Raw genomic sequence first — 12,952 nt, forward strand, 5'->3', positions numbered from 1 at the left:
CCTCATGACCCACAACACCTAGGCCGTCTGGTCCAAGCGATATTCATGCGGCCAGTGTCGCATCAGACGCACGCCGGGAGGCCCCTCGGCGAAAACTCCCGTGACGCATCTGCCCAGCCACTCTCCGTGTTCGGACTAAGGGCGCAAACGGTCGTGTGGGGCGGACTGAATCCTCGCCACAACCCTCGCCAGACAGCTCCCACGCGGGGCCCGCTCCGCTGGAAACCGACCCGCAGCTGGCACCCAACTCCCCCTAGGCCATTCCGGTCTTGACTGATCGTTCTGGAACGATCATTCTGTAACCATGCCCAGGCCCAGAGAGTTCAACGAAGCGACCGCCATTGCCGCGGCGGTAGACGTCTTCTGCAACCGCGGGTTCCACGCCACCTCCGTCGAGGACCTCGTGCGGGCCACGGGCGTGAACCGCAGCAGCCTCTACGGCGTCTTCGGCAGCAAGCAAGGCCTGTTCCTGCGCGCCCTCGACCACGTATGCGAGCCAGAAGTCGACCCCGCCACCCGACTGGACCTCTGCCTGGTGGCGCTGACCGATCTTGCTCCGTCCGATGAGCGCATACAGCAGAAGGTCGCCGCCGTCCTCGCCCGCTTCCACATCACCCCCGCCGTCCTCGCCGAGCGCCTGTTCACCCGAGCCGGCATCTCGACCCCGCAGAAAAGGAGCACCTCATGAGCAACAACACGGTCACCATCAAGGATGGCACCCTGACCATTGAGCCCACCGGCCTAGACAAGCTGTGGTCCTTCACTGGCAAGCTGCAGTTCCCCCTGGAGCACGTCCTGGGCGCGACCTACGATCCAGACCTGCGCAACGAGCCCAAGGGGTGGCGTGGCCCCGGACTGGGTCTGCCGAACAAGCTCTCCGGCACCTTCCACGCTGGCGGGAACAAGCAGTTCTGGAACATCTCAGGCTACGAGAAGGTCGTCGTCTTCACCCTGAGCCCGGAGGAGGAGTACGAGCGCGTGATGGTCACGGTCGAGGACCCCCACGAGGTCGTGCGGCTCGTCAACGGGGCGATCGAACCCGCCCAGAGCTAAACCATCAGAGAATCGGGGCGCCGACGGATCGCCCCGCCCGTCCGGCAAGCTCGCCCAGGCGGCACAATCGGTCGTTTGTGACGAGGGGCCCCGCCATGCGCCGTGTGCGCCCCCTCCGGCCCTGTCCGCCCGCCACACGGCTCGCCACAACCAACCCGCTAGAGCGGCAGCCGCCCGTACGTTTCGGGCGATCCCTGGGGCCCGCGGGGGCGCCCACCTGGACACCCAGTTTTCACTCCGACCGGATCCCGCCCGACCTGCGAAGAGTTCCCCGCGCATCAGGTGGAATCTGCCTGCATCTCTCCGGCAAAAGCCCTTGCCCCCCGATCCGCGTCGTGACACAGTTCACCCCATGATGCAGCAGCAGTGACCCCGTGGATCCGACGACCCACCACCGGCCTCCCCGCGCGCCCGTCTCGAGCACGGCTCGACGGGTGCCTCTGCGCCCACCCCTTTCTGCAGAAAGCAGTCACCGCATGCCTGACATCATCGAATTCCCCCTGCCCGCCTCGTCGGACGACCCCCACTGGCGGGCCTACTGCCGCCTCGGAGACGAGTACAACCACGAGCTGATCGGCACGACCGAGTGGGATGAGACCCCCACGGACGCGCTCATCCAGGCCGCCGCCGAGACCGACCACACGCAGCGCCGCTACCTGGCGTACGTCGACGGCGAGGCGGTCGGCTACGCCCGCGTCCTGATCAACCACGTCGACGACCCTGACGCGGCCGCCCTCAACGTCTACGTCCACCCGCGGCACCGCGGACGCGGCCACGGCCGCGCGCTGGCCGAGCGACTCGTCCTGGACACTGCCGGCCTCACGCGTTTCGAGACCTGGCCGCTGACGCCGCGGCCGGTGGCCGGGCAACGGGCGCTCACCCCGCCCAACGGCGTCGGCGCGGCGCCCGCCGAGCATCCGGGTGTGCGTCTCGCCCAGTCCTACGGCTTCGCGCTCGTCCAGACCGAGCGGGTGAGCCGGTATGACTTCGCCGATCCGGGGATCGACCCCGCCGTCGCCCTGGCCGAGGCCGAACGCGTCTCGTCGGACTACGAGCTCCACGCCTGGGAGGGCGCGGCCGACGCGTCCCTGCAGGACGACCTTGCCGTCCTCAAGGCCCGCATGGCCACGGACGTGCCCTCCGGGGAACGCACCGTGGTGGAGCAGGTGTGGGACGCGGCCCGCGTGCGTCGCATGGACGAGCAGATCCTCACGACCGGGCGCCTCTTCCGCGCGGTGGCGCGGCACCGCGCCACCGGTCGGATCGTTGCCCTGAGCGAGCTGGTGGCGCCCCGCTCGCGCCCGGACGGGCTCATCGACCAGTGGGACACCATCGTGCTGCCCGAGCACCGCGGCCACCGCCTCGGCATGCGCGTGAAGGCGGCGAACCTCATCGCCGTGCGCGACGCGCTGCCCGGGGCCCGCGCGATCATCACGTGGAACGCCGAGGAGAACCGGCACATGCTCGACGTCAACGAGGCGCTGGGCTTCCGGCCCGTGCTGGCCGAGGCGTCCATGGAAGCGCCGGCACCGCTGCGACGTCGCTGACGGCCCGCGACCCGCGGCGCCGCCTCACCCCCGCTCGAGCGTCCGCTGGGCCGCCTCCCGCACCGCCCGCGTGAGCCGCACCAGGCGCGTCACGGGCAGTGTGGCCGCCTGCCAGTACAGGGGCACGAGGACGTCGTCGAGCCCGGGCACGCGGACCAGCCGGCCGGCGCGCACGTCCTCGACGGCCTGGGCGTCCACGAGCATCCCCCACCCCAGGCCGGCCCGGACGGACCGGTGGAACCCGTCGAACGACGGCGCCAGGTGCGTGGGCGGGGCGACGTCCAGCCCGGCGCCGCTCAGCGCGAGGCGCTGCAGGTCGTCCTTCGCGTTGTAGCGCATCATGGGCATCGCGCCGAGGTCGACGACGTCGCCCGCCGCGTGCCGGGCGAGCAGGGCGGGCGAGGCGAGCGGGACGTAGCGCATGCTCCCCAGCGGCTCCGCCGCACACCCCTGCACCGGCTGCGGCTCCGTGGTGACGGCGGCCAGCACCTCGCCCCGGCGCAGCAGCCGGGCGCTGTGGTCCTGGTCCTCGACGTGCAGGTCCAGGACCGTGTCGTCCCAGTCGGCGGCCTCGGCCAGGACGGGCCCGAACCACGTGCCCAGCACGTCGGCGGGCACGGCCAGGGAGGTGACGCTGCGCCCGGCCGCCGTGCGGCCCAGCCCGGCCCACGCCTCCTGTTCGAGCACCCGCATGTGCCGGGCCACGCGCACCAGGCCGATGCCGGCCTCGGTCGGCTCGCAGGGTGTGCCGCGCCGGAGCAGCACCTGGCCCACCTCCCGCTCCAGGGCGCGGATGCGCTGGCTGACCGCGGAGGCGCTGACGCCGAGCTCGTACGCGGCCGCTTCGAACGAGCCCTCGTCGGCGATCGCACGTAGCGCCTGCAGCTGATCCAGGTTCATGAAGTAGAGCTTAGGCACCTGCAGTTCTCTTCGTTTGGCTCAGGCCCGGCCGGGCTCTAGCGTCCTCACCCATGTGGACCCTCGCCGGCACCGGCCTGCTCACCGGACTCGCCCTCATCGTCGCCATCGGCGCCCAGAACGCCTTCGTGCTCCGCCAGGGCGTGCGCCGAGAGCATGTGGGCGCCGTCGTGCTGGTGTGCATGGCCTCGGACGCCGTGCTGATCCTGGCCGGCACCGCCGGGGTGGGCGCGCTCGTGCAGGCCGTGCCGTGGCTGCTCGAGGTGCTGCGCTGGGGCGGTGCCCTGTACCTGCTCTGGTTCGCGGTCTCCTCCCTGCGTGCCGCGCTGCGCCCGCAGGGGCTCGTGGCCGAGCAGGCGCCGCGCACCGCGGGTTCGGTCATCGCCACCACGCTCGCGCTGACCTGGCTCAACCCGCACGTCTACCTGGACACCGTGGTGCTGCTGGGCAGCCTCGCCAACCAGCACGGTCCCGACGCGCGGTGGGTCTTCGCCGCCGGCGCCGTCGCCGCCTCGGTCCTGTGGTTCACCGCGCTCGGCTACGGCGCGCGCCTGCTGGCCCGGGTGCTCGCCGACCCGAAGGCGTGGCGCGTGGTGGACGTGGTGATCGCGGTGGTCATGGCGGTGCTCGCGGTCCGGCTCATCGCCGGTTCCGGCGTGTGGGGATGAGTCGGTAGACGCCGGAGCGCGCCTCCGGCACGAGCCACTACCCGCGCTCACCCCGGAGGTCGGCGCGAGCCTGACGCAACGCCTCGCGGTAGGACTCCGCCTTCTGGTCGTAGAGCCCCGCAGACGAGGCCTCCCCGACGAGGTCGCTCAGCGAGGCGCGCCGCTCCCCACGCTTTCGCCGCTGATAGGACACGACGTCTTGGAGCCGGATGCGTCGGTGCCGACCACCGGTCGTCCTCTCGTACGGCAACGCGCCCTCCTCGAGCAGCCTCACCAGCGTGGGACGACTGATGCCGAGGAAGTTCGCCGCCTCCTGTGTCGTGAGCAGCTGGTCGACGGGTGCCACCGTGATGGCCTTGCCCACCCGCATCGCCTCGACGACGTCCCGCAGGACGTTGAAAGCCTCTGGCGGCAGGGGGACCTTCTGCCCATCAGGGCCGACCAGGGCGGCCGGCTGCGTCAGGCCGTCGAGGAACCTGCCGACGTCGAGCATCTCCTCGAGGTCCGTCGGCGGCAGCACCGTGTGCTTGTCATTCACCGTCGCAGTCATGGAACAAGACTACCCGCGAAAACGAAAAATTCGCAGTTTCCTCTCGCGTCCGCTTCCCCGCTCCGGGGCGCTGCGTCAACCGCGCGCGTAGGCGAGCGACTCCTCGATGATCCCGACGACGACGGCCAGCTCTGCCTCGTCCCGCGGACCGTAGAGCATCCACTCCGTGCCGAAGTCCGCGTAGCCATGCGGTTCGAGCCATCCGAGCTCGGCCAGACGGACGCCGCGCTCGGGCGCCAGGACGAGGTGCACTGACGTGTCGTCCACCCCATGCAGGTGCACCGGCTCCCAGCGCCGGCCTGGTGAGAGGTTGACCTCCGGGGTGCGCTCCTCCGGCCGGCCTGTCAGGTGGAGGGCGCGCGACGTTGCTGGCGAGACGGTGCTGTGGCCCTCCTCGACGCCGTCGAGGGCGAACACCGCAGCGACCAGACGGCCCCACAGCTCCGGCGATGATCGCTGATCAAGCTGTCGGTGGGGCCCCTCGGTCGACGTCGCGGGACGACTGCCCGGCCGGGGATCGTCAGCGGTGAGCCGGACACGGGGGCTCGCATCAGGATCCATGCAGACGATCCTGACGCGGGGCCCCGCCGGCCAGGCAAGGCCATCAGGCCCCCCTCACTCCCCGCCCAGCTCCTCCCGGAGGATCCGCGCGCCGGCCACGAGCGCCGCCGTCTTGTCCCGCGCCACCGAGCGAGCCAGCGGCGCCATGCCGCAGTTGGTGCTCGCGATCAGCTTGTCCGCGTCCACGAACTCGAGGGTCTCCCGGAGGGTCGCCGCGACCTCCTCGGGCGTCTCGATCTCGTCGCTCGCCACGTCGATCGCGCCGACCATCACCTTCTTGCCGCGCAGCAGGCCGATGAGCTCCGCCGGCACCCGGGAGTGGTGCCGCTCCAGGGCGATCGTGTCGATCGTGGACTCGCGCAGCAGGGGGAACGACGTCTCGTACTGGCGCCACTCCTCCCCGAGCGTGGCCTTCCAGTCGTTGTTCGCCTTGATCCCGTAGCCGTAGCAGATGTGCACGGCCGTCTCACACGTCAGGCCCTCGGCCGCACGCTCGAGCGTCGCCACGCCCCAGTCGCGGACGTCGTCGAAGAACACGTTGAACGCGGGCTCGTCGAACTGCACGACGTCGACGCCCACCGCCGCCAGCTCCCGCGCCTCCTCGTTGAGGATGCGCGCGAACTCCCACGCGAGCTTCTCGCGGCTGCCGTAGTGGCGGTCGGCGAGGGTGTCGATCATGGTCATCGGCCCGGGCAGGGTCCACTTGATGGGCCGGTCCGTCCGCGCGCGCAGGGCCTTCGCGTCGTCCACGAACACCGGCGCCGGTCGGCCCACCTCCCCGACGACGGTCGGCACGCTCGCGTCGTACCGGTCGCGGATCCGCACCGTCTCACGCCGGTCGAAGTCCACGCCGCCGAGGTGCTCGATGAACGTGGTGACGAAGTGCTGGCGGGTCTGCTCGCCGTCGCAGACGATGTCGATGCCCGCACGCTCCTGATCGGCCACGGCGAGGGCGAGCGCGTCGAGCTTGCCCTCGCGCAGCTGCTCCCCCTCGAGCTTCCAGGGCGACCAGAGCGTCTCCTCCTCGGCGAGCCAGCCGGGCTTCGGCAGGCTGCCGACGAGGGCGGTGGGGATCAGGGTGGTCATCGGGTCTCCTCGTTGTCTCGTGCGGCGTGGGCGGCGGCCCAGCGCTCCAGCAGGTCGCGGTGCGGGCCCACGAAGTGCTCCTGCGTGTACTCCCCCTGCTCCCGGCCGAGGCGGGCCCGCTCCTCGCGGTCGTAGGCGATCCGGGTCTGCGAGAAGTCGCCGTGGTCCAGGCGCGGCCGGTACACCTCGCCGGCCCCGGCGTTCGCGTTGTAGATCTCCGGCCGGTAGATCCGCTGGAAGGTCTCCATGGTGGCGATCAGCCCGGCCAGGGAGAGGTTCGCGTGGTCGTTGAGCAGGTCGCCCCGCGAGTAGAACGCCAGCGGCGCCACGGCCCCGCGCGGCAGGAAGCACCGGATCCCCAGGCCCATCCGGCCGAAGTAGCGGTCCGTGCGGGAGGCTTCGTCCTGGCGGTATTCGACCCCGAGCACCGGGTGCTCGTTCGTCAGCCGCCGGTAGGTGCGGCTCGTGGACACGCTGATGCAGATCACGGGCGGCTGCGGGAACCGATCCCGGTACGCCTGCGAGTCGAGCAGGTGCCGGAACAGCCGCCCGTGCAGGTCGCCGAAGCCGTCGGGCTCCTCGGTCCCCGGCGACGTCGCCGCGTGCGCGGGCAGCACCACGGAGAAGTCGTGGTCGCGGACGTAGGAGGAGAAGTTGTTCCCCACACTGCGGCCGAGCACGGCGCCCGTCGCGCGCTCGACCACCCGCACGTCGAGCATCTCCATGAGCGGGAAGTCGACGTCTGCGCCGTCGTCGGCGGTGAAGTGCACGTCGATCGAGACGATCTCGATCCGTGCCGTGTAGCGGTCCCGCTCCGGGTTGTCCCAGGGGGCGAGGTCGTTGAGGCGCCCGTCGATCATGGCCAGGGCGGCGCGCAGGTTCTCCCGCCGGTCCGCGCCGCGGGCGAGGTTCGCGAAGTTCGTGGTGGCGCGCGTGCTGGCGGCGGGCGTGTAGTCCTCGTCGAACGGCGTGGTGTGGATGCTGAACGTCAGGTCGTCCACGCGGGTGGGCACGGTGCTCGGGACAAGGGTGGCGTGGCTCATCGGGTCCTCTCCGGGGTGCGGGCGTGGGTGGTGCGGTGGTGGGCGGGTGCGGGACGGGGCACCGCGGACGACGACGGCGCCCCGCGGCCGGCGGCGACGCGTGCGGCACATTCGAGGCCGGCCTCGAGGTCCGCCTGCAGGTCGGCCACGTCCTCGATGCCGACGGAGAGCCGGACCAGGTCCGTGGGGACGGCCAGGGGCGTGCCCCGCACGGAGGCGTGGGTCATCTCGGAGGAGTAGCAGAGCAGCGATTCGACCCCGCCGAGGCTGACCGAGAGCGCGAACAGCTCGGTGGCCTCGGCGAAGGCGCGGGCCGCGGCCTCTCCCCCGGCCAACCGGATGGAGACGATGCCGCCGAAGCCGTCCATCTGCCGCGCGGCGAGCTCGTGGCCCGGGTGGTCGGGCAGCCCGGGGTAGAAGACCTGGGCGACCTCGGGGCGGCCCTGCAGCCAGCCCGCGAGCGCGGCGGCGTTGGCGCCGTGCCGGTCCATGCGCAGGCCGAGCGTCTTGAGGCCGCGGGCGGCGAGGTAGGAGTCCTGCGGGCCGGCGACCGCGCCGGCGGCGAACTGCTGGTAGGCCACGGCCTCGGCCAGCGCCCGGCCGCGGAACTCGCGGTCGGCCACCACCACGGCGCCGCCGAGCACGTCCGAGTGCCCGCCGATGTACTTGGTGGTGGAGTGCACCACGACGTCCGCGCCGAGGTCGAGGGGCCGCTGGAGGTAGGGCGAGGCGAACGTGTTGTCCACGACCAGCAGCGCGCCGGCGTCGTGGGCGATCTGCGCCCAGGCGGCCAGGTCCGCGATGCCGAGCAGCGGGTTGGACGGCGTCTCCACCCACAGCAGCGCGGTGCGGCCGGGACGGACGGCCGCGGCGACCGCCGTCGGGTCGGTGATGTCCACGGGGGTGTTGGACACGCCCCACGGCTCGAGGACGGTGGTGATGAGGCGGTGGGTGCCGCCGTAGCCGTCGCCGCCCAGCACGATGTGGTCGCCGGGGCGCAGCACGGCCCGCAGGAGGGCGTCCTCGGCGGCGAGCCCGGAGGCGAACGCGAACGCCCGGTCGCCGTGCTCGAGGGCGGCGAGCTGGGTCTCGAAGCCGTTCCGGGTCGGGTTGGAGCCGCGGCTGTACTCATGCCCGGCGCGCAGCACGTTGATGCCGTCCTGCACGAAGGTGCTGGTCTGGTAGATCGGCGGCACCACGGCGCCGGTCAGCGGGTCGGGCTCCTGCCCGGCGTGCACGGCGGTGGTGGTGAAGCCGCGGACGGCGGGACGGGAGACGGAGCGGGTGGTGTGGTGGACGGCGGTCATCTCAGCGCACCTCCTGGGTGACGGCGGCGGTCTCGGGGACGGCGGGCGTGGTGGCAGGGACGGCCGGCCCGGCGGCGGTCACCACGGCCAGGGCACGGTCCAGGTCCGCGATCAGGTCGTCGGGACACTCCAGCCCGATGGAGAGCCGGACGGTGGTCTCGGCGATCCCGGCGGCCTCGCGCTGCTGCCGCGTCAGGCGACAGTGCGTCATGGTCGCCGGGTGGGAGACGAGGGACCGGGCGTCGCCGACGTTGACCACCAGCTGGAACAGCTCGAGCGCGTCGAGGAACGGGGCCACGGCCTCGGGGCCGCAGGCCAGGTCGAAGGAGAACACCGAGCCGACGCCGTCCGGGAAGTCGCGGGCGGCCAGCGCCGCGCTGGGATGCCCGGCCACACCGGGGTGGTGCACCCGCGCGACCGCGGGGTGCCCGGCCAGGTGTTGGGCCACGGCCAGCGCGGTGGCGGTGTGGCGGGCCACGCGCAGGTCGAGCGTCTCGAGCCCCTGGATGAACTGCGCCGCGCTCGCGGGGGCGAGGGTGGGGCCGAGGTCGTGCAGGAACTTGCTGCGGGCCAGCGTCAGGTAGGCGCCACGGCCGTGCCGCTCGACCAGCGTCTGCCCGCCGTAGCGGGCCTTGGGCCGGGCCAGCTGCGGCCACCGGTCCGGCGCCGCGCCGTAGTCGAACGTGCCGCCGTCCACGATCGCGCCGCCGAGCACCGCGCCGTGTCCGCCGAGGAACTTGGTGGCCGAGTGCACGACGACGTCGGCGCCGTGCTCCAGCGGCCGGTAGAGGGCCGGCGTCGCGAGGGTGCTGTCCACCACCACGGGCACACCGGCCGCGTGGGCGAGGTCCGCGAGCGCCGGCAGGTCCGGGAGGGTGGCAAGCGGGTTGGTGATGGCCTCGAGGAAGAACGCGCGCGTGTCGGGCCGGACCGCGGCGGCCCACGCGGGCGGGTCCGCCGGGTCCGCGAAGGTGACCTCGATGCCGAAGTCCGCGAACGTGTCCGTCAGCAGGTCGACGGTGCCCCCGTAGAGCTGGCTGGAGGCGACCAGGTGCTTGTCGCCCTGCAGCAGCGCCAGCAGGGACAGCGCGACGGCGGCCTGGCCGGTGGCCGTGGCGATCGCGCCGATGCCGCCCTCCAGTGCGGCGAGGCGGTTCTCGAACACCGCGACGGTCGGGTTGCCCGTGCGGCTGTAGGTGAAGCCGGGGGTCTCGAGCCGGAACATCGATGCCGCCGTGGCGTGGTCCGGGAAACGGAACGCCGTGGTCTGGTGGATGGGCGGGACGACCGGCCGGTGGGGTGCGGCGGGCTCGTAGCCGGCGTGGACTTGCTGTGTGGCGTGACGGGGCATCTGCTCTCCTCCATCGGTCCTGGCGGTAGCACCGGGCCTGCCGTTCCCGGGGGTCCGGGTCCGGCGGGCGGGTTGCTGCGGCGTCGTCGAGCCAGATCTCTCGGCCGCTCTGGATGGGTGGTGAGCCCATCCCACGCGGTGGGCCGCCGCGAGTCCAGCGGGCGGCCGGCTCGCGCGTCACATGAGCCGCCACCGCGCCATCCAGGACCGGCCGGAGCCTCTCCGGGGCGCGGCGGGCCGTGGCAGACCCGTGTGACGGACCGGCGTGGAGGGGGGGTGTGTCAGACTCCCGGGCATGACGCAGAGCACACCGGGCGGACCGGCCACGGGCCTGCCCGACTTCCGTCCCTCGGGCAACCAGGGCGTGGACCCGGCGCTGTACGAGATAGAGAACGCGGCCATGGACCGTGAGGGCGCCCTCTGGGCGGCGCTGCAGGAGGCGGCGCCTTGGGCCGGGCGGACGCTGCTCGACCTCGGTGCGGGCACCGGCTTCTGGCTGCCCCGCTACGCCGACGCGGCCGAGACGATCGCCGTCGAGCCGGACGTGCGCCTGCTGGGGGCCGCCCGCGCCCGCCCCGGCGGGGCGCGCGTGCTGTACGGCTCGGCCGAGCAGATCCCGCTGCCGGAGGCGAGCGTCGACGTCGTGCATGCCCGGTTCGCGTACTTCTTCCCGCACCCGCGCTGGGACGTCCGACCCGGCCTGGACGAGGTCGCCCGGGTGCTGCGGCCCGGCGGCGCGCTCGTGGTGATCGACAACGACACCGAGCGCGGCCAGTTCGCCGAGCTGCTGCGGGCGAGCACGAACGCCCCGGCGCAGGGCCAGGACACGTACGCCCGCGAGTGGTGGGCCGGCGTCGGGGCCCAGACCCGCGAGGTCATGAGCTCGTGGACCTTCGACTCCCGCGCCGACCTTGAGGCCGTCCTGCGGCTGGAGTTCGAGCGAGGGGTCGCCGACGCGTGGCTCGCCGAGCACCCCGCAGCAACGTCACTGAGCTACGGCTACCTGCTCCACGTGTGGCGGTGAGCACGGACCCGCGTCGCCAGACGCCTGCCCCCCGCACCCCTGACACTGGGACGCCCCCGCCGCCGGAAGGACGGGCGCGGTGGCTGGTCGCCTCCAACGCCCTCGACGCGGGTGGCCGGTCTGCCACGGACGTCGCCCTGGATGTCCTGGCGGTGCTCCTGCTCGGCGTGGGCGCCGACGGCATGGGCGTGCTGATGACGCTCTCCGGGTTGGGATTCCTCCTGCTCGGCGTGCCCATTGGCATCGTGGTGGACCGACACCTCAGCCCGCGGCTGCTCGCGGCCACCGGCCTCGCCAAGGCGGCGGTGCTCGGCTCGCTCGTCGTGGCGTGGGCGCTCGACGCGCTCACGTTCGGTCACCTCGCCGCCGTCATGGCCCTGCTGGGCGTGCTCACGGTGCTGGCCGAGACCACCCAGACCGCGCTCGTGCCGCGCGTCGTGCCGGCCACCGCCGTCGCCCGCCTGACGGCGCGGCTCGAGTCCGCCGACGCCGCCCTTGTGTTGATCGTGCCCGCCGCGGCGGGCGTCCTCGTCGGGTCGCTGGGCGCGGGACCCGTGCTCGGCACCGCGACGGCGTTCCTCTTCGCGGCGGCGATCGTCGCGCTCCGGGTGCGGTTGCGGCCCTCCGCCGCGGCGGACGTTCCGGACGACGACGGGGACCCCGGCGTCGCGGACGTCCTGTCCCGCTGGGCCCGGTTCGGGAAGGACGCCGCGGAGGGGTGGACGGTCCTGCGGCGCACCCCGGTCCTGTGGCTGCTGACGATGGGGTCGGTGGCCGCCAACGTGGGCATGGCCCTCTTCGCCCCGGTCGAGGCGGTCTGGATCCTGACCGACCTGCGGCTCGGGCCGGAGTTCCTGGGCGTCCAGATCACCGCGGGCGCGGTCGGGGCACTGACGGCCTCGTCCCTGGCGGGCCGGGCCATCGACCGCCTGGGCGAGCGCCGGTGCATCCTCCTCGGCTCGGTCGGCTGCGCCGTGGCCGTGGGGCTGCACCTGCTGGCCTACGCCGACCGCGCTCATGCCGGGCCGTGGCTGCTGGCCGGCGCCGCCCTCTGGGGGTTCATGGTCCTGCTCGGGAACATCACCCAGGCTGCCGTGACCGCCCGCGCCTGCCCCGAGGGCACGCTCGGGCGGGTCACCGCGATGCGCCGCACCCTCACCCGGGGCTCCGTGCCGCTGGCGACCCTCGCGGGAGGTGCGCTCGGGGCGACGCTCGGGGTCGGCTGGGCGCTCGCGGGGTGGCAGGTCCTGGCGGTGGTCTCGCTGGCCGCCGTCGTGCCGGCCGCGCGACATCTCGGGCCGAGGACGGCTGAGCGCTGAATCCGCGCGACCGATGCTCCTTGCGCGGGCCGTCCGGAATAAGGACGACCCGCGTAGAGAACGTCGGCCCGGCGCGGGACCACCCCGCCGCGCGTCCAGCCCGGCACCCGGCTGGCCCCGCTCAGCCTTCCTGCGTGATGCGCAGGGTGCGCAGGCGGCGGTAGAGCGTCGCCCGGCTCACCCCGAGCGCGGCGGCGGCCCGCACCTTATTGCCGCCGGCCGACTCCAATGCGTCGATGATCGCCTCCCGCTCGGCCCGTTCGAGGCCCAGGAGGGGGACAGTCCCTTCCCCACGGTGTGATGCGGGCAGCTCAGCCACCGTCACACGGCCGCCCCCAGCCCTCCGCCCAACACGGCCCACGACGTACTCCAGCTCGACCAGGTTGCCCGGCCAGTGCTGCTGCGCCAGGACGCGCACGGCCTCCGGGGAGAACATCGGCGCCGAGGCGCCGTGCACCTGGGCCGCCATAGCCGCCAGCAACGCCGGGAACTCGGCGAGCCGAAGTTGAGTCCCGGATAGTGGTG

At 73.0% G+C, this 12,952-nt stretch carries 14 protein-coding genes; 6 read left to right on the plus strand and 8 right to left on the minus strand.

Annotated elements, in window-relative coordinates; genetic code table 11:
- Window positions 1–304: 304 nt before the first annotated feature.
- The 3 genes from SJ20_RS05830 to SJ20_RS05840 all read left to right on the plus strand — a co-directional run bounded on the left by SJ20_RS05830 (window position 305) and on the right by SJ20_RS05840 (window position 2,600).
- Window positions 305–688: a TetR/AcrR family transcriptional regulator gene (locus tag SJ20_RS05830; RefSeq protein ID WP_044659263.1), complete on the plus strand. Its 384-nt coding sequence runs from the start codon at window positions 305–307 to the stop codon at window positions 686–688.
- The gene (locus SJ20_RS05835) at window positions 685–1,053 is read left to right on the plus strand and encodes a hypothetical protein (RefSeq protein WP_044659264.1); all 369 of its coding nucleotides are present in this window, start codon (window positions 685–687) and stop codon (window positions 1,051–1,053) included. The genes SJ20_RS05830 and SJ20_RS05835 overlap by 4 nt, the downstream gene beginning before the upstream one ends.
- 476 nt (window positions 1,054–1,529) lie before the next feature.
- On the plus strand, window positions 1,530–2,600 hold the full coding sequence (locus SJ20_RS05840; RefSeq protein WP_044659265.1) for a GNAT family N-acetyltransferase: 1,071 nt from the start codon (window positions 1,530–1,532) through the stop codon (window positions 2,598–2,600).
- 24 nt (window positions 2,601–2,624) lie between these two features.
- Here the strand turns inward: SJ20_RS05840 and SJ20_RS05845 are convergent, their stop codons facing one another.
- Window positions 2,625–3,500 (minus strand): ArgP/LysG family DNA-binding transcriptional regulator, encoded by an 876-nt coding sequence (locus tag SJ20_RS05845; RefSeq protein WP_012751104.1) that lies wholly within the window; start codon window positions 3,498–3,500, stop codon window positions 2,625–2,627.
- Between the two features lie 71 nt (window positions 3,501–3,571).
- Here SJ20_RS05845 and lysE point away from each other — a divergent pair, with 71 nt between their 5' ends.
- On the plus strand, window positions 3,572–4,186 hold the full coding sequence (lysE, locus tag SJ20_RS05850; RefSeq protein ID WP_036314948.1) for an L-lysine exporter: 615 nt from the start codon (window positions 3,572–3,574) through the stop codon (window positions 4,184–4,186).
- Window positions 4,187–4,223: 37 nt separating this feature from the next.
- On the opposite strand, the gene SJ20_RS05855 is transcribed toward lysE, so the two are convergent.
- From SJ20_RS05855 to SJ20_RS05880, 6 genes are all read right to left on the minus strand, one after another.
- Window positions 4,224–4,736: a helix-turn-helix domain-containing protein gene (locus SJ20_RS05855; protein ID WP_044659266.1), complete on the minus strand. Its 513-nt coding sequence runs from the start codon at window positions 4,734–4,736 to the stop codon at window positions 4,224–4,226.
- 75 nt (window positions 4,737–4,811) lie between these two features.
- Entirely contained in the window at window positions 4,812–5,153 is a 342-nt protein-coding gene (locus SJ20_RS05860) for a luciferase family protein (protein WP_036314941.1), read from the minus strand.
- A 198-nt stretch (window positions 5,154–5,351) separates the two neighbouring features.
- Window positions 5,352–6,383: a methionine synthase gene (locus SJ20_RS05865; RefSeq protein WP_036314939.1), complete on the minus strand. Its 1,032-nt coding sequence runs from the start codon at window positions 6,381–6,383 to the stop codon at window positions 5,352–5,354.
- Window positions 6,380–7,426, minus strand: coding sequence for a putative oxygenase MesX (locus SJ20_RS05870; RefSeq protein ID WP_044659267.1), 1,047 nt, complete (start codon window positions 7,424–7,426; stop codon window positions 6,380–6,382). The genes SJ20_RS05865 and SJ20_RS05870 overlap by 4 nt, the downstream gene beginning before the upstream one ends.
- Complete coding sequence (locus SJ20_RS05875) at window positions 7,423–8,733, minus strand: cystathionine gamma-synthase (RefSeq protein ID WP_044659268.1); 1,311 nt, start codon at window positions 8,731–8,733, stop codon at window positions 7,423–7,425. Before SJ20_RS05875 ends, SJ20_RS05870 begins: the two co-directional genes overlap by 4 nt.
- A 1-nt stretch (window position 8,734) precedes the next feature.
- Window positions 8,735–10,084 carry an O-acetylhomoserine aminocarboxypropyltransferase/cysteine synthase family protein gene (locus SJ20_RS05880; protein ID WP_044659269.1) on the minus strand — a complete coding sequence of 450 codons (1,350 nt, stop codon included), beginning with the start codon at window positions 10,082–10,084 and terminating at the stop codon, window positions 8,735–8,737.
- A 295-nt stretch (window positions 10,085–10,379) separates the two neighbouring features.
- Here SJ20_RS05880 and SJ20_RS05890 point away from each other — a divergent pair, with 295 nt between their 5' ends.
- A complete protein-coding gene (locus SJ20_RS05890; protein WP_044659273.1) occupies window positions 10,380–11,108 on the plus strand; it encodes a class I SAM-dependent methyltransferase in 729 nt (242 codons plus the stop codon).
- The gene (locus SJ20_RS05895) at window positions 11,105–12,427 is read left to right on the plus strand and encodes an MFS transporter (RefSeq protein WP_235281266.1); all 1,323 of its coding nucleotides are present in this window, start codon (window positions 11,105–11,107) and stop codon (window positions 12,425–12,427) included. Before SJ20_RS05890 ends, SJ20_RS05895 begins: the two co-directional genes overlap by 4 nt.
- A gap of 121 nt (window positions 12,428–12,548) precedes the next feature.
- On the opposite strand, the gene SJ20_RS05900 is transcribed toward SJ20_RS05895, so the two are convergent.
- Window positions 12,549–12,952: helix-turn-helix domain-containing protein (locus tag SJ20_RS05900; protein ID WP_304413451.1), on the minus strand; the 404-nt coding region annotated here is incomplete at its 5' end.

Origin of the sequence: Micrococcus sp. MS-ASIII-49, from assembly GCF_000946635.1 — a bacterium.
In the GTDB taxonomy this organism is placed as follows: Bacteria; Actinomycetota; Actinomycetes; order Actinomycetales; family Micrococcaceae; genus Micrococcus; species Micrococcus luteus.

What these genes read in the sequence shown, in the direction of transcription:
- SJ20_RS05865 (WP_036314939.1), bottom strand. Translation starts at nt 6,383, where the DNA reads ATGACCACCCTGATCCCCACCGCCCTCGTCGGCAGCCTGCCGAAGCCC.
- SJ20_RS05845 (WP_012751104.1), bottom strand. Translation starts at nt 3,500, where the DNA reads ATGAACCTGGATCAGCTGCAGGCGCTACGTGCGATCGCCGACGAGGGC.
- SJ20_RS05880 (WP_044659269.1), bottom strand. Translation starts at nt 10,084, where the DNA reads ATGCCCCGTCACGCCACACAGCAAGTCCACGCCGGCTACGAGCCCGCC.
- lysE (WP_036314948.1), top strand. Translation starts at nt 3,572, where the DNA reads ATGTGGACCCTCGCCGGCACCGGCCTGCTCACCGGACTCGCCCTCATC.
- SJ20_RS05835 (WP_044659264.1), top strand. Translation starts at nt 685, where the DNA reads ATGAGCAACAACACGGTCACCATCAAGGATGGCACCCTGACCATTGAG.
- SJ20_RS05855 (WP_044659266.1), bottom strand. Translation starts at nt 4,736, where the DNA reads ATGACTGCGACGGTGAATGACAAGCACACGGTGCTGCCGCCGACGGAC.
- SJ20_RS05830 (WP_044659263.1), top strand. Translation starts at nt 305, where the DNA reads ATGCCCAGGCCCAGAGAGTTCAACGAAGCGACCGCCATTGCCGCGGCG.
- SJ20_RS05890 (WP_044659273.1), top strand. Translation starts at nt 10,380, where the DNA reads ATGACGCAGAGCACACCGGGCGGACCGGCCACGGGCCTGCCCGACTTC.
- SJ20_RS05875 (WP_044659268.1), bottom strand. Translation starts at nt 8,733, where the DNA reads ATGACCGCCGTCCACCACACCACCCGCTCCGTCTCCCGTCCCGCCGTC.
- SJ20_RS05870 (WP_044659267.1), bottom strand. Translation starts at nt 7,426, where the DNA reads ATGAGCCACGCCACCCTTGTCCCGAGCACCGTGCCCACCCGCGTGGAC.
- SJ20_RS05840 (WP_044659265.1), top strand. Translation starts at nt 1,530, where the DNA reads ATGCCTGACATCATCGAATTCCCCCTGCCCGCCTCGTCGGACGACCCC.